Source organism: Pseudomonas ekonensis (assembly GCF_019145435.1).
Taxonomy (GTDB): domain Bacteria; phylum Pseudomonadota; class Gammaproteobacteria; order Pseudomonadales; family Pseudomonadaceae; genus Aquipseudomonas; species Aquipseudomonas ekonensis.
This window is the reverse complement of the sequence record NZ_JAHSTS010000001.1, coordinates 1,397,483-1,417,277: the sequence shown is the minus strand read 5'-3', so window position 1 is coordinate 1,417,277 and position 19,795 is coordinate 1,397,483. Positions and strand designations below refer to the sequence as shown.

The following is a 19,795-nucleotide window of genomic DNA, read 5'->3' as shown; positions in this document are numbered from 1 at the left end:
TTATCCTTGTGCGCAACCATCAGGCTGCGGCGCCGTGGCCGCCTGCCCGACAGGCTTCTTGACCCTGGCCCGCTCTCCCAGGAACAGCACGGAGGTGAAGTTGAAGCGGCTGAACAGCGTCGACAGCAGCACCGGCCCGAACAGGCCGAGGGTCAGACCGCAGACCACCAGCACGCTTTCGTCCTTCACGCCCAGACGCCCCAGCAGCGCCCGCGACGTGGCGGCGAACAGCACATGGAACAGAAAGATCGCGTAGGAATAGCCGCCCAGCCAGGTCAGCCACTTCGAACGCATCTCGCTCGACAGCAGCGCGAAGCACGACACGCAGCCCACCGTCAGCCCGATCAGGCTGCGACGGTCGACGATCAGCTCACGGTCCGTCGCCGCCACATACAGCAGCGCCAGCGAAATCATCACGAACACCCAAGGCCCGATGACCTTGAAGAAATGCCGGAAGGTGTCGACCTTTTCCTGGCCGATCATCCCCGCCACGAAAAACGGCAACAGATAGGTCGCGCCGTTGATGCCGAACGCATCGACCTTGAAGGTCGGCAGCAGAAACACCGCCGCCGCGAACGCCAGCAGCAGGTACAGGCGCGTCGCCGTGCGCAGCAGGCCGCGCCACTCGAGCAGGCCGACGAACATGAAAATGATGAACACCGCCTGCAGGAACCAGAAGTGGTTGACCGGGATGTAGAACGACAGCAGCGCATCGGTCACGCCCACGTCCTTGTTCACGCCCGGCCCCACCGCCTGCAGCACGGAGAACGGCACGCCGACGCAGAACAGCGGCACGATCAGCCGCCGCACCTTGCCGCGAAAGAACGCTGCGAAGTCGTTGCCGCGAATCTTGTAGAGCGAATAGATGTAGCCCGAGATAAAGGTGAACAGCGGCATGCGCACGTACACCATGGAATCGGCGATGACCCGGAACGGCGAGCCCAGGTCGATCTTCAGCCCGCCGCCCAGCGGGCCGATGACGTGATACAGCACCAACAGCAGGCAGGCCAGACCGCGCAGGGTCTCGATCTCCAGCGACTTTCTCTTGCTCGACATTACGGCACCCGCCTCATCTCGCGATTGGTTGATTCGGTCCGCACGGGCTTCTTGCCCTGCAGCATCAGCCCCAGCCCGACGAACAGCACCGGCACCACCATGGAGAAGTGCCGGGCGAAGGAGCCGAAGTCCGGCTCGAACAGCCCCTGGACCAGCAGGAACGCGAGGGGGATCGCGATCAGTTCCTTGGCCTTGGTCTGGATGGGGACACCTTTGTAGTCCTTGGACGTGATGACCTTGAACAGCAGCAGCGCGGTCATGATCATCAACGCCACGAAGATCACCTGCCCCGGCCCGGACAGCAGGATCAGCTCGGCGGGAAACGACAGCCGGAAGAAGATGATCATCGAGTCCAGCGCCTGGGAGACGAAGTCGCTGCCGCTGAGCCACGACACGATCAGCGACTTGGAGCCCTCCTCGCCCGCCGTGCGCAGTTCGTTGTTGCTGGCGCGGATCGACGACACCGGAAAGCCGAGCGCCACCTGGATCGCCATGGCGACCGCCAGGTAGAACAGGAACAGCATCAGGAAGAACGTGACGCGCGACACGTACTTCTTCATCACGCAGACGCCGACCCACGACAGCGAAAACAGAATCCAGTAAGGGCGGATCAGCACGCCGTAGATCACCGCCGACAGGAAGAACCCGCCGCGGTACTTGCGCGTCAGCGAGCTCAGGAGAATGCTCAGCACCGCCACCGACACGATGATTTCCTTGGTCAGGTTCTCCAGGAAAAACGAACGGACGATGCCCCACAGGCACAGGGTGCCGAAGATCGCCAGCGGCATGCGCCGGAAGACGACCACCGGGATCGCCGTCAGGAAGAAGTTGCAGAACATGCCGTAGGCCCAGGCGTTGGTCAGGTCGATGCCGGTGGGCCGCAGCAGGAACGCCGAGCACTCGTAGGACGAGCGGTCCGGCGAGAACGGGTTCCAGAAATTGCAGTTGTCGGCCCGGGCGTAGGACATCCACAGCGTCATGGCGTCCGGCCCCGGCGCCCGGGGCACCAGCAGCGGCATGGCCACCGACAGGAACAGGCCGCTGAACAGGATCAGGAACGACATCGACGAATCGAGCTTCACCCCGCGAAACTCGATGCACGGCAACTTCAGCCCCATGCCAGCGCCCTTTTCGCCTGGCCCGCACGGGTCAACAGCGCAATCGCGCCGAGCTGCACGACGATGGCGAAGACGTTGCCCCAGGCGGCGCCCTCGATCGAATAGTGCTTGATCAGGCCGTAGCTGACCGGCACCGACACCAGCAGGCAGATGGCCGCACCGGCGAGCGACGCCCGGCTGTTTTTCGAGGCGATCAATCCGCCCCAGACGATGTCGCCGACCCCGCGCAAGGCAAAGGACACGATCAGCACGCCGAGGATCCCGTTGTCCGGACGCGGTACCGGCGCGCCGACGAAGTCGAGCACGACGTTGAAGAACAGGTAGATCAGCACCGCCACCACGGCCGACACCGCCAGCGAACGCATCACCCATTTGTTCACGAACAGTTGCCTGACCGTGAACGGTTGCCCGTCGGCCTGAAACCGCTTGGCCAGCACCGGAATGCCCACCACCGCCACCACCGCATAGGACAGCGCCTGCAAGGTGTTGGCCGCCGACCAGGCATACACGTAAACGCCCAGGTTGGCGTAGGGTTCAAGGTCGGCGATCAGAAAACGCTCGGCGTACTGACTCAACGCGATCAGCCCGGTGCCCAGGTAGAACGGCAAACCGGCCTTCCACACGGTCGCGGCCGCCAGCGTCCCTTCCTCCCGCCCCCGGTGCACCTTGGCCACGATGGCGTACCCGGCGACGATCACCACCACGTTGGCCACCACCCACAGCCACAGGACGCTCGTGATGTCCGCGACCTGGCCGAGCATCAGCCCGGCCACCGCCAGCAGCGCCCAGAGACCGGTCTTGATGAAGAACAGCAGCGCCCCCAACGTGGCTTTCTGGGCGGAAAACACAAAGGCGTTGATTTCGAAGGACAGGTGCTCGGTGAGCAGCACCAGGGTCACGCAGGCGATCAGCGCGGGCGTCGCCGGCACCGACTGGAACAGCGAGTAGACCGCCACCGTCGCCAACGACAGCACCAGGCCCACGGCCAGGTACAGCCACAGCACCTTGTCGATGACCCGGCGCGAACTGCCGCCGACGCTGATCAGCCGGTTGATCTCGGAGCTGAAGCCCGCGCTGTAGAACTTCGACGCAATCAGCGACGCCGCGACCACCACGCCATAGAAACCCAACGCTTCATAGCCCAGGTAATGGGTGACGGCCAGCACCAGCAGGAACTTGGCGCCCAGCGATCCGCCCCGCAGCAGGAGCCTGAAGATCATCGAACGACGCCTTTGATGATCTCGTCCATCATCACCGTCTTGGCTTCGATCTCGCGGCAGGTGTCGGTCAGGCGCTTGCCGAAGCGGCTCAGCGCATCGGGTGCGTAGACCGTGTCGATGATGGTGTCGACGTCGATGTCGCCGCCGTTGATCACCCAGTCCTCCACGCCCATGTCCTGGTAGGCGCCGAAACCCTTGCGCTCGTAGCTGATGTGATACGCCGGAACGCCCGACAGCAACGACTCGATGGCGCCGTGCAAGCGCACGGAAATCACCAGATCCGGCTGGTGCTTGGCCAGGGTCGCCTTCAGCGGCAGCAGGTCTTCGGTGATGCCCAGCTCCCGGTAGAACGCGCCGTCGTCGTTGCCGCGCACGGCGCTCTGCACCGCGCACACCACCTTGCTTTTTTCCTTCAGGCGCTGCAGCAGCACCTTGAGGTTGGCGACGTAGGCGGCCTTCTTTTCCGGGCTCCACGCCGGCGGCTTGCGCAGCACCACGCACACCGTGGCCGGCGTCGCTGCGCAGTGGGTGAACTTGGGCTGCATGAGGATCTTGCCGGCCAGGGCCTGCACCGCCAGGTCCGGTGCCCGGTAGACGTTCTCGCAGGCCTCGAACATCGCCGAGGAGCGGTTGTCGCGCACGAACACCGCATCGGCGCTGGCGTAGTGCTCGACGATCTTGCTGCTTTCGCCGTGGAACGGCCCGATGCTCTGCGGCAGGTACACCGACGGCACCTTGCTGAGGATCGCCGTTTCCAGTTGCTTGGCGTGCCCCAGCTTCAGCTTGATGTGTTCGAAGGCGCTCTTTGAGCGCATGTAGCCGCCGCCGACGCCGACGATCAGATCCGTCTTCTTCAAAAGATCCGCCAACGCGGCGTAGGAGCGGTTGAGGAACACCGCCTCCTTGACCCGCCCCAGGCCCTTGGCCGCCATCACCGGCGCATCGAAGCGCTTGTGCGGCAGGTAGCTGAAGGACTGCGGGTCGGACGCCACGACATTGATCGACGTGTCGGCACCGAAGTTTCGCTGCACCAGGGCGATGGCCAGGTCCACCAAGAGGCCGTCACCGGAGTTGGACGCACTGTAGCCATGCAAGATCGTTACGTTCATAAGCTGATTTCTACTTAACAAGTGGGGGCGCAATACACGTCATAGGTCTGGCGGATCATCAGCTCGGCGCTGAAGCGCTCGCGCACGATCCGGCGGCTTTCAAGGCCCAGGGCGGTCAGCCCCGGCCTGTGGATCCGCATCAGGCGGTCGGCCAGCGCCTGGTGGTCGCCGGCGGGGAAGATGTAGCCGGACACCCCGTGGGTGACCAGTTCAGGCAGGGACGTGCAGTCGCTGGCGATCACCGGCACGCCCATGGACATGCCCTCCAGCGGCACCATCGCGAACCCTTCCCAGCGGCTGGGCACGATCAGCGCATCGGCCTGGCGGTACAAGGCGTGGACTTCGGCCGGGGTCACCCACGGCAGGTACTCGACCCCTTCCATCGGCGGGGGCGCGGCCGCGTCTTCGTTGACCGCGCTGCCCACCACCGTGAGCTTGAGGTCGGTGCGGCGCACTTCGGCAAAGGCCTTGAGCAGCACGTCGAAGCCCTTCTGGTAGTCGAGGCGACCGACGAACAGCAAGCGGATCGGCTCCGCGCCGGCGGCCTTGGGCACCTCATCCTTGGGCGGTATGCCGTTGTAGATCAGGGTCATGCGCTTGCGGTCGATGCCGAACGCGGCGGCCTTGTCCAGCTCATAGCGGCTGACGCAGATGATCCTGTCGGTGACGTTCTGCAGCAGGCGCTCGATCAGCGAATACAGCTTGCGCTTGGCCGGCGAGCCTTCCATCAGGAACGAAAAGGCATGGGGGCAATAGATGACCTTCGGCGACCGCCAGGGCCGCAGAAGCAGGCACACGCAACGGCCGATCACCCCGGAAAAGGTGCTGTGCAGGTGCACCACATCAGGCTTTTCCTTGAGCATCACCTGCATCAGCCGCCAGGCGAAGCGCAGCATCGACAGCGCATTGCGCCCGCTCCTTTCGAAGGTGCGGATCTGCCCCCCGTCGATGCCGTGCAGTTCCTGCTTCTGGTCCTTGGGCACCAGATAGATCAGTTCGTAGTTCGAGGTTTCGTCGTCGGGCGACGCCGATATCGTGCGGATCACCGTCGCGACGCCGCCTTTTATCGTTTCAGCCACGTGCAGAATTTTTTTCACAACCCACCCACTTCCTTGCCAATTGGAACCGTCGCTCGACTCAGGACTTGTCGGACGCGTATTCGTAGCTGTAGTAACCGTAGCCACCGTTGCCGTAGTAACTGGCTGCGCGCTTCTCGACGCCGTTGAACACCGCGCCTTTGAGTTCGATGCCGTTCTGGGCGAACCGGCGGATCGTCAGTTCGATTTCCTTGGCCGGGTTCATCGCGAACCGGGTGACGATCAGGCTGATCCCCGCTTCGCGGCCGACGATGGCCGCGTCCGTCACGGCCAGCAGCGGCGGCGTATCGATGATCACCACGTCGTAGCGCTCGCTGAGCTCGGCCAGCAGATCGCGGAAATTGGCGTGCATCAGCAGTTCCGACGGATTGGGCGGCACCTGCCCGCGGCTGATGAAGTGCAGGTTGTCGACCTCGATCTTGTGGATCGCCTGTTCGAGGCTGCAGCGCTTGACCAAAAGGTCCGACAGGCCATTGGCGATGGGCGTGTTCAGCGTCTTGTGCAGATGCCCCTTGCGCATGTCCGCGTCGATCAGCACCACCCGCTGGCCGCTTTGCGCCATCACCGCCGCCAGGTTCGAAGACACGAACGTCTTGCCGACCTGCGGGCTGGGGCCGGAGATCATGATCCGGTTGTTGGTCGAGTCCAGCCCGGCGAAGTGCAGGCAGGTGCGCAGGCTGCGGATCGATTCGATGGACAGGTCCGTCGGGTTGCGCAGGGCCAGCAGGTAGGCCGGCTGGGTCTCGGCCGCCTTGGCCCGGACCTTCTTGCTGTCCTCCTCCTTCTGCAAGGCGCTGTAGGGAATCGACGCGTACACCGGCAGGCCGAGCTGTTCGATGGCCTCCGGGCCTTCCAGCCCGCGGCTCATGGACTTGCGCACCAGCACCAGCGCCACGCCGGCAAAGGCACCGAAGAACGTGGCGATCAGCACGATCAGGGCCTTGCGCGGCTTGATCGGGTTGGTCATGTCCACGTCCGCCGGATCCACCAGCCGCACGTTGCCCACCGCCCCGGCGCGGACAATGTCCAGCTCCTGGGCCTTGTTCAGCAATTGCGTGTAGATCTGCGAGGCCACTTCCACGTCGCGGGTCAGGTTCAGCAGTTCCTGCTGGGTGGCCGGCAGGTCCTGCACCTTGCTCTCCAGCGAGCGCTGCTGCTGGGTCAGCTCAGCGATCTGGGTCATCAGGGCGCGGTAGGCCGGGTGCTGCTTGGTGAACTTGCGGTCCATCTCCGCCTGCTGCATCTTCAGCTCGGAGATCTTGGTGTCCAGGCCGACGGCCTGGCCCAGCACCGACTGGGTCTCCAGGGAAATGTTCACGGTCTTGCCGCGGGTCTGGTAGGCGTTGAGCGCTTCGCTGGCCTTGGCCAGGTCGCGTTTGACCTGGGGCAGTTGGCCCTGGAGGAAGTTCAGGCTCTGCGCCGCTTCGGCCGAGGTGCGCTGCACGTTCTGCTGCACATACAGCGACGAGATCTTGTTGAGGATCCTCACCGCCTCGGGCGCATCGCTGCTGGCCAGGGCCAGGCGGATGATGCCCGACTCCTTGCCTTGCTCGGCGATGTCCAGCGCGTCCTGGTAGCTCTGGATCGTGACGATGCGCGGGTTGCGCACCACCTCGAAGCGGGTGCCGGGGTTGGCCTGCAGCCGTCCGATCAGCCCGGCGACGCCGTCCTGGTCGAAGGCGCTGCCGGCCACGCCTTCGGCCAGCAGGTTGTCGTTTTCGTCCAACAGCTGGAAGCGGTGCCGCTCGCCCGCGATCAGGGTGAGTTTCTTGCCCAGCAGTTCCTTGGGCAGGTCGAGACGTTCGATGTCCAGGCGCTCGCCGCCCCAGGCGTAGCTGTTGAGGCCGAAGCGCGGGCGCGAGACGCTGTCTTCGCTGTCGCCCCGATAGCGCCGGGCCAGGAAGCCGCCGATCACCGGGAAGGTGTTGGGCGTGACGTCGATGTCCAGGCGCAGGTCATCGACGGTGCGGCCGATCACTGCGCGGGACTTGATGATGCCGATCTCGGTCACCGACGGCGACTGCCCGCCCAGCATGCTGCTCAGGTCGGAAAATCCGAGCATGTCGTTCTTTTTCGGTTCGACCTGGACCAGCGCGTTCGCCAGGTACACCGGCGTCGACAGCACGGCGTAGGCCACGCCGGCCATCATGAAGGCGCCGGTGAAGGCGCCGATCAACCATTTGCGGTCGATCAACGAGCCAAAGATGCCGAGGATATCAATGCTGTCTTGCTCATTGTCCCGGGTGCCGACTACTGACGGTAACTGCATAAGTCTGTTCTTACCATTCACTGAACTGAAGAATATTCATCAACGCCCGAGGCGTTGCGCCCAAGAGCAAACAGCATCTTCAATCAATGCATGCGCATGAATAAAAGCGGCCTTTCCCTGACGGTACGGATCCGGTATTTCCCGCTCGCTTTGCCACTTGCCGAGCAGGAACACTTTGCCCCTGGCGTGGGACGCGATCTTCAATACTTGTTTTACATGTTCTTTTTCCATGACCAGGATCAAGTCGGAATCATTGACGATATCCGACGTGATCTGCCGCGCCCGGAAACCTTCGGCGCTGTGGCCGTGCTCCTCGACCACCTGGCGCGCGGACGCTTCCATGGCTTCGCCGACCCGGGCGGACAGCCCGGCGGACGCGACCGTGACGCCCGCAGGGGCCAGCGCATCACGCAACAAGAGTTCGGCTGTCGGACTTCGGCAGATGTTGCCCACGCAGACGACAAGGATCTTTTTGAACAAGGTTTACTTTCCTGTGTAATATCATTCTGCCAATACTTCTCGCAATCTTAATGAACCCACGAGACATTCCTGCGTTCAGAAATAGATTCGCCCTGTTAATTGAGTGCATTAAGTACCACGCCGCTGGAAAGTCCCCCAACCAGAATTGCCGGACCAAAAATAACTGTGATTTTCACAAGTCGTTTCCTGACAAAAAATAACATCCGTGCACTTCGCGCACTTGCGCCTATCGAAACAGATAAGGCAAACAACGATTGCTAGTGTCATTTCTCATCAGGAGAGCAGACATGTATTCAGCACATCTCAAACGGCTCGGCGCCCTGGCCTGCTTGCTGCTCGGCGCCGCCGGCCAGGCCCACGCCAGCGAATTGTTTCCGGCCCTGACCGGCACCAGGACCATCGGGGTACAGGTCAAGATCCAGAACTTCTCTTCCGCCGACGCCGCCCAGATCAAGGCGGCGGGCTTCAGCTTCGTGCGCCTGGGCGTCTGGAGCGACAGCCTGGGTGACCCGGCCTATCAGCGGCAGATCAGCGACGCCTTCGCCGTGGCCCGGGCAGCCGGGTTGCCGGTGCTGATGACCGTGCGCGCCACCCGCCCCCTCAGCGCAGAGCCTGCGGCGGCGGGCGAAGCGTTCGCCGGCGCGGTGACGAGCCTGGAGGCGTCCTACCGCACGCAGTTGGTGGCCATCGAAGTCTGGAACGAACCGGATCTGGCCACGTACTGGCCGACCGGCAACTTCGACACGACCTTCGCGCCGTTCATGAAAGGCATGTGCCAGTCGCTGCGAGGCAAAACCTCCTCCACGCCCCTGATCGGCTTCGGCTTCGCCCGGCCGCCGAGCGCAGGGTCGGCTTCGGCCGTTGCGCTGAACAGCATCGTCAGCGCCTACCCCGACTGCCTGGACGCGGTGTCCTATCACCCCTACGGCATGACCGCCGCGCAGATCGGCAATGCCCAGGCGTTCATCCAGCAGAACTTCCACTTGCCAGGGGTCATCAGCGAGTGGGGCATCTCGGCGCTCGGCTCCAACGGCGGCCCCGAGGGCCAGGCCAGCAAGATCGGCGCGTTCATCGGCGACGTCAAACGGCTCAACATCCCGTTGACCTCGATCTATGAATGGAAAAACAGCGATTCGGGCAGCAACGACCGGGAACGCAACTTCGGCCTGCTGACCTCCGACGGCCAGCCGAAACCGGCGCAACTGACGGCCCGCACGCAACTGAACGCCCAATAGCCGCCCTCCACCCATCCGTCGCTTTGAACCTGCGGCCGCTTTCGCCATCGAATCCATCGACACCGCGCCCCCGCCTTTCAAACAGCCGTTTTCAGGTTGTTGCCTCGGGGGCCGCCGATCCGCGTTCATGCCCTTGAGCGGCTGTCAGCGCTCGGGTAATGTCATCAGACCCCTAGGACAGAGCACGCTCATGACTTCCAAGCTGGAACAACTGAAACAATTCACCACCGTCGTTGCCGACACCGGCGACTTCGAAGCCATTGCCCGGGTCAAACCGGTCGATGCGACCACCAACCCTTCCCTGCTGCTCAAGGCGGCCGCCATTGCGGCCTACGCCGAGCTGCTGAACGCCAGCGTCAGCGACTGCAAGGGCGACGTGGGCCTGGCCAGCGACCGCTTCGGCGTCGCGGTGGGCCAGGAAATCCTGAAAGTGATCCCCGGGCGCATCTCCACCGAAGTGGATGCGCGCCTGTCGTTCGACCAGGACGCCATGCTCAAGCGTGCGCACCGCCTGATCGAGCTGTACGACAAGGCCGGCATCGGCCGCGACCGCGTGCTGATCAAGATCGCCTCCACCTGGGAAGGCATCCGCGCCGCCGAGATCCTGGAGAAGGAAGGCATCCAGACCAACCTGACCCTGCTGTTCTCCTTCGCCCAGGCCGCCGCCTGCGCCGATGCCGGCGTGTTCCTGATTTCGCCGTTCGTGGGCCGTATCTACGACTGGTACAAGAAGGCCAACGGCAACGAGTACACCGGCGCCGACGATCCGGGCGTGCAGTCGGTGACCCGCATCTACAACTACTACAAGGCCAACGGCTACAAGACCGTGGTCATGGGCGCCAGCTTCCGCAACCTGAGCCAGATCGAACAGCTGGCCGGCTGCGACCGCCTGACCATCAGCCCCGACCTGATCGACAAGCTGGCGGCGGACACCGGCAAGCTGGAGCGCAAACTGGCGCCGGGCCACACCGGCGAGGCCCGTCTGCCGCTGAACGAAGCGCAGTTCCGCTGGCTGTCCAACGAAGACGCGATGGCCACCGAGAAACTGGCCGAAGGCATCCGCCAGTTCGCCCGCGACCAGGAAAAGCTCGAAGCGCTGCTCAAAGCCAAGCTGTGACCGGCTGACGGCCAACGCAAAAAGGGCGAACCCTCACAGGTTCGCCCTTTTTCATTCATCTGGCGAGGGAGCTTGCTCCCGCCTGGCTGTTAGCGGCCCCGCCGCCGGGACGGTCAATGCCGCTCGAGCGCGTTCACCAGGTCATGGAACGCCTCACGGTTGGACTCGTTCAGCCCCATGAGGATCTTGTGCGCCTCGAGCACCTTGATCCGCACCACTTCCTCCGACTGGTCCTGGTCCGGCAGGTCGTCGAGACACTCCGGACACGGCACAGGGTGGTTGACGATGTTGAACACCTGCTCGAAGCCCATCGACTGCAGCAGACGGGTGATGTCATCGTGGGTGGTGACGACGGTCGGCAACAGGCCGACCTTCTGCCGCGACAGGATGGACAGCTTGGCCAACAGGCCCAGGGTGGTGCTGTCGATGCTGCGGGTTTCGGTCAAATCGATCACGATCGCGTTGAAGTTCAACGCGGTGAAGATTTTCTCAATAGTCGCATCCAACGCCGAACACAGGGTCAGGCGTACTTCACCGACGAACTTCAGGACAAAGGTGCCGTCCTGCTCGGCGAACTGGATTCTACCGGTACTCATTGAAGGTTCCTGCTCAACACCAACAGGGCGATATCATCCGGCATCTCCCCGAGCGTGGCCAATCCAAACACCTGGCGCAGACCATCCAGGCTGCCGCCCGCCGTCTTGACCCGTTGGGGCAAGGCGGCTTCTTTTTCTTTGAGTGTGGGCTCTGGCAAAAGATCCAGAATGCCATCAGACATCAGCGTCAGGCTGAACGTCGGCGGCAGCTCCAGCACGTGATCCTCGTAGGTGGCCTCGTTGAAGAGCCCCACGGGCAGCCCGCGGCCCTCGAGGTAGCGCACGCCCTCAGGCGTGTACAGCACAGGCAACGGCAGATGGCCGCCGATGCTATAGGTCAACAAACCGGTCTCCTCGTCGATGACGCCACCGACCATCGTGACATGCTTGCCCAGCTTACAGCTGATCAGTCCCCGGTTGATATGGCCCAGGACTTCCGACGGCTTGAACTCCGGCAATGTGCCGTTGCGCTTGGACTCGAACAGCAGGCGCGTGGTCATGAACTTCAGCAGCACGGTCACGAACGCGGAGGAAGCGCCGTGGCCCGAGACGTCCGCCAGGTAGAACGCCACCCGATGGTCATCGACCCGGAAGTAGTCGACGAAATCGCCGGACAGGTACAGGGACGGGATGATCTGGTGCTCGAAGCGCAGCTCGTCGACGCTCCAGGGGCTGACCGGGAGCATGTTCATCTGCACCTGGCGCCCGGCGTTCTGGTCTTCCTGAAGCAGGTTCAGGCTGGCTTCGAGCTCACGGTTGGCCTTTTCGAGCTTCTCGCGGTAGCGCTGGTTCTCCAGCAGCAGCCGTGCACGATCCAGGGCCCGGCGCACGGAGTGCTCGAGCACGGCCAGGTCTTCGAGGGGCTTGATCAGGTAATCGGCGGCACCGAGGCGCAGGGCCTCCACCGCATCGTTCATCACGCCGGCACCCGACACCACGATCACCGGCGTCTGCGGCGAGCGTTCGGTGACCTGACGGATGAGTTCGAGACCGCCCATCTGCGGCATGCGCAGATCGCAGATGACCAGATCGGGCTTGTCTTGCTCGAATACCTGAAGTCCCTGCTGACCGTTGCCGGCCTGCAGGACGCTGAAACCACTGTCTTCCAAATAGGCCGCGAGGCTCGCGCGCACTACTTCGTCATCATCGATTATCAGCAGCGTGGCACTGGTTTTTGGCATGTGGGCAAACGGCGCCAGAATGGGGTTGGCGTAGCAGGCGGGGCGACAGGCCCGGCGCAGACTACTGGATTCGCTTTCTAGCCTCTCTGCTGCGGCGCTTGCGGACAACGGTCCCGAACGCGATCACACCAGAGGTGCCCTTCTAAGGCGCAGACGGTACTCCCATCCGCGGGGCGTTTCAAGCATGCGCCGATCGCCACCTGACGACTTTGTTTGTCAAATCACAGAGAGTTATAAGAACCCATCAATCCGTAACCCGTTGGAAGGTCGCCGCCATGAAAAAAGGCGGCCTGATGGCCGCCTTCGGTGTCCGGCGATCGCCGCAGGCGATCAGAAATCGTCTTCGACGTGGCCGTCCTTGACCTTGAACTCGCGGTTCTGCAGATAGGCGTTGCGGATGAAGGTGTACTTGTCGCCGCTGATCAGCTTCTCGCTGGAGAGCAGGCTGGCGCGGGTGTCGACGATGTTCAGGCCGAAGATCGAGTTGCGCACCGGCACGTCGTTGATGTAGCGGTAAGGGCCGGTGTAGCTGTCGACGTACTTCGACGGCGCGTCGCGCAGGGTGCTAGGGCCCAGCAGCGGCAGCATCACGTACGGGCCGCTGCCCACGCCCCAGTAGCCGAGGGTCTGGCCGAAGTCTTCGTCGCTGCGCTGCAGGCCCATCTTGGTGCCGACGTCGAAGAAGCCGAGCAGGCCGAAGGTGGTGTTGAAGATCAGGCGTGCCGCATCGACGCCGGCGGCGGCCGGCTTGGCCTGCAGGATGTTGTTGGCGAAGTTGGTGACGTCGCCGACGTTGCGGAACATGTTGTGGATGCCGTCCTCGAGGAACTGCGGCGTCACGTATTCATAGCCCTGCGCCAGTGGCTTGAGTGCGTAGGTGTCGACGAAATCGTTGAACTGGAAGATCGGACGGTTGACGCTTTCCCAAGGGTCTTCTTCCGTCGCGGCCTGGGCGGCGAACGGGGCCAGCAACACACCGGCACATACACAGATCTGAGCGAGAGGATTGCTCCAGCGCATAAAAAGAAACTCCTTGGATGGGGACTGGCGCAGGACGAATCCGCCCCGGCGATATGGGCGCTAGTATAAGCGCAAAAGCCGCTTTGGGCAGGCCGTCGCGCAGACAACGTGCGACATCTCCTACGGCCGCTTTCACCAACCTGTCATCCAACTGTCACCGGCCTGCCCTAGCCTCTCGCTATTTCAGGGACGTTTTCATGCCGCACGCCGAAACCTTGCCCCTCAGCGCCTCCAACCTGACCGCCGTGCTGTTCGGGCTCAGCGGCTGCCTGGTGGATTTCGGCGCCCGCGCCCGCCACGGCGAAGTCCTGCAGGAACACACCCAGGCCACCCCCGGCGCCCTGGACAGCCTGAACAGCCTGCAGCGCCAGCAGATCCCCTGCGCCTGGCTCGACGAACTGCCGCCCGCCCTCGCCCACCCCCTGACCGCCGCGTTGCCGTCGTGGATCCAGCCGTCGCAATATTCGGCAACAATCAATCCATGGCCGGCCCCGGGCGCCTGCTGGCAAGCGCTGATGTCCCTGAACGTCGAACGGCTCGACGGCTGCGTGCTGGTCAGCGGCGAACCGCGCCTGCTGCAATCGGGCCTGAACGCCGGGCTCTGGACCATCGGGCTGGCCTCCTGCGGCCCGCTCTGCGGCTTGTCGCCGGAGCAATGGCACGCCCTGGAGCAGAAGGAGCGCGAACAGTTGCGCGGCAAGGCGACGCTGCAGCTGTACGGCCTGGGTGTGCACTCGGTGATCGACCATCTGGGCGAGCTCGACACGTGCCTGGCCGACATCAGCCTGCGCAGGCTCAAAGGCGAGAAGCCCTGACCGGGATCATGCAGGCGGCCCGAGAGTGGATTAGTCTTAAGGGGAGCCATAGACCTTTGGCGCCCGGCTGCGGTCTATGCCAGTGCCTCCCGACAAAAGGAAACCGCCATGCCCGCCCGCGAACTGCAAGAACAGCTCAACACCCTGCGCGAGCAACTGGAACAGAATCCGCCGCTGTCCGACGCCGAGCGCGAGCATCTGCACCAACTCATGGCGCAGATCGAATCCGAGCTCAAACTGGAGCAATCCACCCAAGACACCAACATCGCCGATGGCGTGAACCTCGCGGTCGAACGCTTCGAGGTCGAACACCCCGCCATCGCCGGCACCTTGCGCAACATCATGAACTCTCTGGTCAGCATGGGCATCTGAACCCCTGCACACGCAAAAAAGCCCTGCCGTCGCCGGCAGGGCTTTTTCATGTCCGAACCTTCACGGGCCTCATCGCCAGCGGGCTGGCGATGAGGCCGGCGAGGACACCACCTGTGGTGCAAGACTTTACTGACGAACCAGGCGCAGGTTCGGCAACTGCACGCTTTCCGTGCTGCGGTACGGGTTGATGTCCAGGCCGCCGCGGCGCACGTAGCGCGCATAGACGGTCAGTTTCTCTGGCTTGAGCAACCGTTGCAGGTCGAGGAAGATCCGCTCCACGCACTGCTCGTGGAAGTCCGAGTGCTGGCGGAAACTGACGATGTATTCCAGCAGGCTCGAATGGTCCAGCGCCGCGCCACGGTACTCCACCACCACGCTGCCCCAGTCCGGCTGGCTGGTCACCGGGCAGTTGGACTTGAGCAGGTGGCTGTGCACGCTCTCCTCCACCACTCGCGAAGCGTCGCAACGCAGCAGCTCAGGGCGCGGGTGCTCATATTGGCTGACACGGATGTCCAGGTCGTCGATGCACACCCCCGGCAGCGCCGTCACGCCCTCGGCCTCGACGTCCTTCAGGCTGCGGATCCGCACGCCCACCGGCTTGCCGGCTGCGGCGGACAGGTCCTTGACCAGCGTCGCTTCCAGGCTCGCGGTGTCGGCGAACGGCGTCTGGTTCAGGGAGTTCAGGTACAGCTTGAACGACTTGGACTCGATGATGTTCGGCGAATCCGCCGGAATGCTGAACTCGCCGATCGCCACCACCGGCTTGCCCGACGGCAGCAGCCACGACAGCTCGAAGCAGTTCCAGAAATCCACGCCCTTGTACGGCAGGGTGTCTGCGCTCAGCCCCAGTTCCGCCCATTTGGCGGTACGCGGGATCGGAAACAGCAGGGACGGCGTGTAGGTGGCGATGTATTCGCTGGATTTGCCCAGCGGCGAATGTTCGGCTGCGGGATGCATGGCGGAAACCTGACTGAAGAATCAGCGGATTCTACCAGCCTTTGCTCCCGCCTTTGAGTGCTTACTGACTGACCGTCAGTTTGCCGACCATGCCGGCCTGATAATGGCCGGGGATGTTGCACGCGAACTCCAGATTGACGGCCTTGCTGAACGTCCAGGTCAACTCGGCGGTCTTGCCGGGTTCCACCAGCACGCTGTTGGGGTCGTCGTGCTTCATGCCCGGCTTCATCGCGTCCATCGCCATGGCATCGTGGCCCATCGCGCTGTGGTCCATGCCGGCCATGTCGTGGGACATGTCCTTCATGCCGGTGGGCGTGAGCATGCCGCTTTGCTGCATCTGCAACATTTCCTGCTGATGGCTGGCATGCATCGCCGCATCGCCCAGGTTGAATTCGTGCAGCAGTTGTCCCTTGTTCACCAGCACGAAACGAACGGTCTCGCCGGCCTTGACCTCGATGGCCTTCGGATCGAACGACATGTCGCCCATCACCACTTCGATGCTGCGGCTTGCCTTGGCCGCCGGGGCCGGCTGGCCGAATTCGTAGGTGTGCGCCCCAGCCGCCCACAGAGGCGAACTCAGCGCCAGCAGGCAGGCGGCGACGGTCAGACGGTTGCGCAAAAACATGGTCGTACTCCAACAAAGAAAGGTTCAGCCTGTGGGAAACTCTAGCCCGCCTGCGCTGGCGCGAACCTGACAGGCAGATTACAACTTTGTCAGGTTGGCCTGCGTGGCGACCGTCCACGGTATAACGCCCCGAAACCTCCACCCGAGCCGCCCCATGAAACTGCTGATCGTCGAAGACCAACCGAAAACCGGTCATTACTTGCGCCAGGGCCTGACCGAGGCGGGGTTCAACACCGAGCTTGTGGCCGACGGCAACAGCGGCCAGCAACTGGCGCTGAGCGGCGACTATGCCTTGCTGATCCTCGACGTGATGCTGCCCGGCCGGGACGGCTGGCAGATCCTGCAAGCGGTGCGCGGCGCCGGCCTGGATACGCCGGTGCTGTTCCTGACCGCCAAGGACGCGGTGGAGGACCGGGTGCACGGCCTGGAACTGGGCGCCGACGATTACCTGGTCAAGCCGTTCGCCTTCTCCGAGCTGCTCGCCCGGGTGCGCAGCCTGCTACGGCGCGGCAGCGCCACGCCCCAGGAAACCAGCCTGCAACTGGCGGACCTGCGCCTGGACCTGATCCGCCGCCGGGTCGAGCGCAGCGGCCAGCGCATCGACCTCACGGCCAAGGAGTTCGCCCTGCTGGAAATGCTCCTGCGCCGCCAGGGCGAAGTGTTGCCCAAATCCTTGATCGCCTCGCAGGTCTGGGACATGAACTTCGACAGCGACACCAACGTGATCGAAGTGGCGATCAGGCGGCTGCGCCTGAAGATCGACGACGATTTCCCCAACAAACTGATCCACACCGTGCGCGGCATGGGTTATGTCCTCGAAGAGCGGGCCGACTGATGCGCAGGCTTTCCTTGAGCGGGCGCCTGGCCTTGCTGTTCGCCGCCTGCACCGCCGCAGTGTCGCTGGTGGCCGGCGTGCTGTTCAGCCGTGCCAGCGAGGCGCATTTCATTGAGCTGGACCAGCAGTTGCTCGACAGCAAGCTCATTGGCCTGCGCCGGGCCCTGCAGGATGTGCCGGATCATCAACGCCAGGCGCGGCTGGCCGACGAGCTGAGCCGACAGGCCGACCTGTCGCTGCGCATCAGCGGCAGCGACGGCCAGCGTTGGTACGACAGTTCGGACCGGTTGCCCGGGGAACTGCCGCGGGCGAACGGCCTGTCCACCGTCAGCGACGAGGGCACCGATTACCGGGTGCTGAACGCGGCGCTCTATCCGGACAAGGCCGATTCGCCGCAACTGACCCTGTTGCTGGACATCACCCATCACCAGCACTTCCTGCAACGCATGCAGCACCTGATCTGGCTGACCGTCGGCCTGTCGGCGCTGGCCACTGCGCTGCTCGGCGCCTGGGCCGCCCGCAGCGGCCTGCGCCCGCTGCGGCGCATGAGCGCGGTGGCGCGCGGCGTCTCGGCGCAATCGCTCAACGCACGGCTGCCCCAGGAGCAGATGCCGCCGGAACTGGCGGAACTGGCGCAAAGCTTCAACGCCATGCTCGGCCGTCTGGACGACGCCTTTCAGCGGCTTTCGGCGTTCTCCGCCGACATCGCCCATGAACTGCGCACGCCGCTGTCGAACCTGCTGACCCACACCCAGGTCACCCTCACCCGCCCGCGCGCCATGGAAGACTACCGCGAAGCCCTGCACAGCAACCTCGAGGAGCTGCAATGGATGGCGCAACTGGTCAACGACATGCTGTACCTGGCCAAGGCCGACCACGGCTTGCTGATGCCCTCGCGCGAGCCGCTGGAACTGGCCGACGAGACCGACACACTGCTGGAGTTCTTCGCGCCGCTGGCCGAAGACGCCGGCGTGACGCTCAGCCGCGAAGGCCACGGGCGCCTGGACGGCGACCGCGGCATGCTGCGCCGGGCCTTGTCGAACCTGCTGGACAACGCCTTGCGCTTCACCCCGGCCGAGGGCCAGGTGCGCTTGCTGATCGCCGAGCAGCCGAAGTCATTGAGGGTGAGCGTGGAAAACACGGGTGAAGGGATTTCGGCGCAGCTGCTGCCGCGCCTGTTCGACCGTTTCTACCGGGCCGATCCGGCCCGCCAGGAAGGCAACCAGGAGCATGCCGGGTTGGGATTGGCGATCACCCAATCCATCGTCCGCGCCCATGGCGGGCAGATTCATTGCGAATCGGCCCAGGGGTGGACGCGGTTTGTGATCGAGTTGCCAAGGGAGGATTGAGGCCGGCCGTCATGGCCTCATCGCCAGCAGGCCCCCACAGGGAATGGATGACACAGATCCAATGTGGGAGCCGCATTCCTGAGGCTCAGGAGTATCTCAAGGCCTGCGCCGGCTCGACCTTCGCCGCCCGCCACGCCGGGTACACGGTGGCCAGGAAGCTCATGACGAAGCCCGCCGAGCAGATCAGCAGCACGTCGCCGCCTTGCAGCTCCGACGGCAGGTTGCTGACGAAGTACACGTCCGAACTGAAGATGTGCTGGCCGGTGACCCGTTCGATCCAGCCCACCATCTCGCTGACGTTCAGCGCGGCGATGACACCGAGCACGCCACCGATCAGGGTGCCGACGATCCCGATCACCGTGCCCTGCACCATGAAGATCGCCATGATCTGCCGGGGCGTGGCGCCGATGGTGCGCAGGATGGCGATGTCCGCACCCTTGTCGTTCACCACCATGATCAGGGTCGCGATGATGTTGAACGCCGCCACCGCGACGATCATCAGCAACAGCAGGCCGATCATGGTCTTTTCCATTTTCATCGCGCTGAACAGGCTGCCCTGGGTGTGGGTCCAGTCGTCGGCCTTGTAGCCGGCGCCCAGGCCCGTCGCGATGTCGGAGGAGACCTTCGGCGCGGCGTACAGGTCCTTCACCGCCAGGCGCACGCTCTGCACCTGGTTCGGCTCCCAGTGCTGCATCTGCGCGGCGTCGGCCACGTGGATCAGGCCCATGGAGCCGTCCAGCTCGGCGCCGACCTTGAACACCCCCACCACGTTCAGGCGCTGCATGCGCGGGGTGATGCCGCCGGGCGCGGTGCTGACTTCCGGCACGATCAGGGTGATCTTGTCGCCGACGTTCAGGCGAAAGCGCCGCGCAGTGATTTCGCCGAGCACCACGCCGAACTCGCCCGGCTTCAAGGCATCGAGCCGGCCCTGCACGATGTGCTGCGCGACGATCGACACCTTGCCTTCCTGCGCCGGATCGACGCCGCTGATCTGGATCGGCTGCATCATCCCCTTGTAGGAAAGCATGCCTTCCATTTCGGTGAACGGCACGGCGGCGGTGACTTCAGGGTTCTTCAGCGCGGCGGCGGCCACCGGTTGCCAGTCGTCGATGGGATTGACGCCGACGATGGTCGCATGGGGCACCATGCCGAGGATGCGCGAGCTCATTTCGCGCTGGAAGCCGTTCATCACCGACAGCACCACGATCATCGCCAGCACGCCGAGGGCGAGCCCGATCATCGAGGTCATCGAGATGAACGAAACAAAGCGGTTGCGGCGCTTGGCACGGGTGTAGCGCGCGCCGATGAAGATCGATAACGGTCTGAACATTCGCTGGGGCACCG

The 19,795-nt window shown here is 63.9% G+C and carries 19 protein-coding genes; 6 read left to right on the top strand and 13 right to left on the bottom strand.

Features of this window, described 5'->3' with window-relative positions; genetic code table 11:
• Genes KVG96_RS06470 through KVG96_RS06440 form a run of 7 tightly spaced genes read right to left on the bottom strand, consistent with a single transcriptional unit; the run spans position 1 to position 8,349 of the window.
• Positions 1-1,056 carry an acyltransferase family protein gene (locus KVG96_RS06470; protein ID WP_217891278.1) on the bottom strand — a complete coding sequence of 352 codons (1,056 nt, stop codon included), beginning with the start codon at positions 1,054-1,056 and terminating at the stop codon, positions 1-3.
• Positions 1,056-2,174 carry a hypothetical protein gene (locus KVG96_RS06465; protein WP_217891277.1) on the bottom strand — a complete coding sequence of 373 codons (1,119 nt, stop codon included), beginning with the start codon at positions 2,172-2,174 and terminating at the stop codon, positions 1,056-1,058. Before KVG96_RS06465 ends, KVG96_RS06470 begins: the two co-directional genes overlap by 1 nt.
• Positions 2,165-3,394 carry an MATE family efflux transporter gene (locus tag KVG96_RS06460; protein WP_217891276.1) on the bottom strand — a complete coding sequence of 410 codons (1,230 nt, stop codon included), beginning with the start codon at positions 3,392-3,394 and terminating at the stop codon, positions 2,165-2,167. Before KVG96_RS06460 ends, KVG96_RS06465 begins: the two co-directional genes overlap by 10 nt.
• Positions 3,391-4,503 carry a polysaccharide pyruvyl transferase family protein gene (locus tag KVG96_RS06455; protein ID WP_217891275.1) on the bottom strand — a complete coding sequence of 371 codons (1,113 nt, stop codon included), beginning with the start codon at positions 4,501-4,503 and terminating at the stop codon, positions 3,391-3,393. The genes KVG96_RS06460 and KVG96_RS06455 overlap by 4 nt, the downstream gene beginning before the upstream one ends.
• Positions 4,504-4,517: 14 nt before the next feature.
• Positions 4,518-5,600 (bottom strand): glycosyltransferase, encoded by a 1,083-nt coding sequence (locus KVG96_RS06450; RefSeq protein WP_217891274.1) that lies wholly within the window; start codon positions 5,598-5,600, stop codon positions 4,518-4,520.
• 40 nt (positions 5,601-5,640) lie between these two features.
• Entirely contained in the window at positions 5,641-7,869 is a 2,229-nt protein-coding gene (locus tag KVG96_RS06445) for a polysaccharide biosynthesis tyrosine autokinase (RefSeq protein WP_217891273.1), read from the bottom strand.
• A gap of 39 nt (positions 7,870-7,908) precedes the next feature.
• Positions 7,909-8,349, bottom strand: a complete 441-nt coding sequence (locus KVG96_RS06440) for a low molecular weight protein-tyrosine-phosphatase (protein ID WP_217891272.1) — start codon at positions 8,347-8,349, stop codon at positions 7,909-7,911.
• Positions 8,350-8,636: 287 nt separating this feature from the next.
• Between KVG96_RS06440 and KVG96_RS06435 the strand changes: the two genes are divergently transcribed.
• Both KVG96_RS06435 and tal read left to right on the top strand, forming a co-directional pair.
• The gene (locus tag KVG96_RS06435) at positions 8,637-9,584 is read left to right on the top strand and encodes a glycosyl hydrolase family 5 (protein WP_217891271.1); all 948 of its coding nucleotides are present in this window, start codon (positions 8,637-8,639) and stop codon (positions 9,582-9,584) included.
• Positions 9,585-9,774: 190 nt separating this feature from the next.
• Positions 9,775-10,701, top strand: coding sequence for a transaldolase (gene tal, locus KVG96_RS06430; RefSeq protein WP_217891270.1), 927 nt, complete (start codon positions 9,775-9,777; stop codon positions 10,699-10,701).
• Positions 10,702-10,814: 113 nt separating this feature from the next.
• Here tal and rssC read toward each other — a convergent pair whose 3' ends face one another.
• The 3 genes from rssC to KVG96_RS06415 all read right to left on the bottom strand — a co-directional run bounded on the left by rssC (position 10,815) and on the right by KVG96_RS06415 (position 13,498).
• Positions 10,815-11,297: an anti-sigma factor antagonist RssC gene (gene rssC, locus KVG96_RS06425; RefSeq protein ID WP_085584507.1), complete on the bottom strand. Its 483-nt coding sequence runs from the start codon at positions 11,295-11,297 to the stop codon at positions 10,815-10,817.
• Complete coding sequence (rssB, locus tag KVG96_RS06420; protein ID WP_085640694.1) at positions 11,294-12,478, bottom strand: two-component system response regulator RssB; 1,185 nt, start codon at positions 12,476-12,478, stop codon at positions 11,294-11,296. The genes rssC and rssB overlap by 4 nt, the downstream gene beginning before the upstream one ends.
• Before the next feature lie 330 nt (positions 12,479-12,808).
• A complete protein-coding gene (locus KVG96_RS06415; RefSeq protein WP_217891269.1) occupies positions 12,809-13,498 on the bottom strand; it encodes an MlaA family lipoprotein in 690 nt (229 codons plus the stop codon).
• A gap of 197 nt (positions 13,499-13,695) precedes the next feature.
• On the opposite strand from KVG96_RS06415, the gene pcrP reads away from it, so the two are divergent.
• Both pcrP and KVG96_RS06405 read left to right on the top strand, forming a co-directional pair.
• Positions 13,696-14,313 (top strand): HAD superfamily inactivated hydrolase PcrP, encoded by a 618-nt coding sequence (gene pcrP, locus KVG96_RS06410; RefSeq protein ID WP_217891268.1) that lies wholly within the window; start codon positions 13,696-13,698, stop codon positions 14,311-14,313.
• Positions 14,314-14,421: 108 nt separating this feature from the next.
• The gene (locus KVG96_RS06405) at positions 14,422-14,685 is read left to right on the top strand and encodes a DUF4404 family protein (RefSeq protein ID WP_217891267.1); all 264 of its coding nucleotides are present in this window, start codon (positions 14,422-14,424) and stop codon (positions 14,683-14,685) included.
• Between the two features lie 126 nt (positions 14,686-14,811).
• Here the strand turns inward: KVG96_RS06405 and queF are convergent, their stop codons facing one another.
• Complete coding sequence (gene queF / locus KVG96_RS06400; protein WP_217891266.1) at positions 14,812-15,642, bottom strand: NADPH-dependent 7-cyano-7-deazaguanine reductase QueF; 831 nt, start codon at positions 15,640-15,642, stop codon at positions 14,812-14,814.
• A gap of 61 nt (positions 15,643-15,703) precedes the next feature.
• Complete coding sequence (copI, locus tag KVG96_RS06395) at positions 15,704-16,267, bottom strand: copper-resistant cuproprotein CopI (RefSeq protein WP_217891265.1); 564 nt, start codon at positions 16,265-16,267, stop codon at positions 15,704-15,706.
• A 154-nt stretch (positions 16,268-16,421) separates the two neighbouring features.
• Here copI and KVG96_RS06390 point away from each other — a divergent pair, with 154 nt between their 5' ends.
• Together KVG96_RS06390 and KVG96_RS06385 are read left to right on the top strand one after the other, a co-directional pair.
• Positions 16,422-17,102 (top strand): heavy metal response regulator transcription factor, encoded by a 681-nt coding sequence (locus KVG96_RS06390; RefSeq protein WP_085584523.1) that lies wholly within the window; start codon positions 16,422-16,424, stop codon positions 17,100-17,102.
• Positions 17,102-18,451: a heavy metal sensor histidine kinase gene (locus KVG96_RS06385; protein WP_217891264.1), complete on the top strand. Its 1,350-nt coding sequence runs from the start codon at positions 17,102-17,104 to the stop codon at positions 18,449-18,451. The genes KVG96_RS06390 and KVG96_RS06385 overlap by 1 nt, the downstream gene beginning before the upstream one ends.
• Positions 18,452-18,536: 85 nt before the next feature.
• Here the strand turns inward: KVG96_RS06385 and KVG96_RS06380 are convergent, their stop codons facing one another.
• Positions 18,537-19,781, bottom strand: a complete 1,245-nt coding sequence (locus KVG96_RS06380; RefSeq protein ID WP_217891263.1) for a lipoprotein-releasing ABC transporter permease subunit — start codon at positions 19,779-19,781, stop codon at positions 18,537-18,539.
• Positions 19,782-19,795 lie beyond the last annotated feature (14 nt).

Excerpts from the sequence above, each read along its gene's own strand:
- KVG96_RS06380 (WP_217891263.1), bottom strand. The coding sequence starts at position 19,781 with ATGTTCAGACCGTTATCGATCTTCATCGGCGCGCGCTACACCCGTGCC.
- KVG96_RS06415 (WP_217891269.1), bottom strand. The coding sequence starts at position 13,498 with ATGCGCTGGAGCAATCCTCTCGCTCAGATCTGTGTATGTGCCGGTGTG.
- pcrP (WP_217891268.1), top strand. The coding sequence starts at position 13,696 with ATGCCGCACGCCGAAACCTTGCCCCTCAGCGCCTCCAACCTGACCGCC.
- KVG96_RS06455 (WP_217891275.1), bottom strand. The coding sequence starts at position 4,503 with ATGAACGTAACGATCTTGCATGGCTACAGTGCGTCCAACTCCGGTGAC.
- KVG96_RS06460 (WP_217891276.1), bottom strand. The coding sequence starts at position 3,394 with ATGATCTTCAGGCTCCTGCTGCGGGGCGGATCGCTGGGCGCCAAGTTC.
- rssC (WP_085584507.1), bottom strand. The coding sequence starts at position 11,297 with ATGAGTACCGGTAGAATCCAGTTCGCCGAGCAGGACGGCACCTTTGTC.
- KVG96_RS06385 (WP_217891264.1), top strand. The coding sequence starts at position 17,102 with ATGCGCAGGCTTTCCTTGAGCGGGCGCCTGGCCTTGCTGTTCGCCGCC.
- KVG96_RS06470 (WP_217891278.1), bottom strand. The coding sequence starts at position 1,056 with ATGTCGAGCAAGAGAAAGTCGCTGGAGATCGAGACCCTGCGCGGTCTG.
- KVG96_RS06465 (WP_217891277.1), bottom strand. The coding sequence starts at position 2,174 with ATGGGGCTGAAGTTGCCGTGCATCGAGTTTCGCGGGGTGAAGCTCGAT.
- copI (WP_217891265.1), bottom strand. The coding sequence starts at position 16,267 with ATGTTTTTGCGCAACCGTCTGACCGTCGCCGCCTGCCTGCTGGCGCTG.
- rssB (WP_085640694.1), bottom strand. The coding sequence starts at position 12,478 with ATGCCAAAAACCAGTGCCACGCTGCTGATAATCGATGATGACGAAGTA.
- tal (WP_217891270.1), top strand. The coding sequence starts at position 9,775 with ATGACTTCCAAGCTGGAACAACTGAAACAATTCACCACCGTCGTTGCC.
- KVG96_RS06435 (WP_217891271.1), top strand. The coding sequence starts at position 8,637 with ATGTATTCAGCACATCTCAAACGGCTCGGCGCCCTGGCCTGCTTGCTG.
- KVG96_RS06405 (WP_217891267.1), top strand. The coding sequence starts at position 14,422 with ATGCCCGCCCGCGAACTGCAAGAACAGCTCAACACCCTGCGCGAGCAA.
- KVG96_RS06445 (WP_217891273.1), bottom strand. The coding sequence starts at position 7,869 with ATGCAGTTACCGTCAGTAGTCGGCACCCGGGACAATGAGCAAGACAGC.
- queF (WP_217891266.1), bottom strand. The coding sequence starts at position 15,642 with ATGCATCCCGCAGCCGAACATTCGCCGCTGGGCAAATCCAGCGAATAC.
- KVG96_RS06390 (WP_085584523.1), top strand. The coding sequence starts at position 16,422 with ATGAAACTGCTGATCGTCGAAGACCAACCGAAAACCGGTCATTACTTG.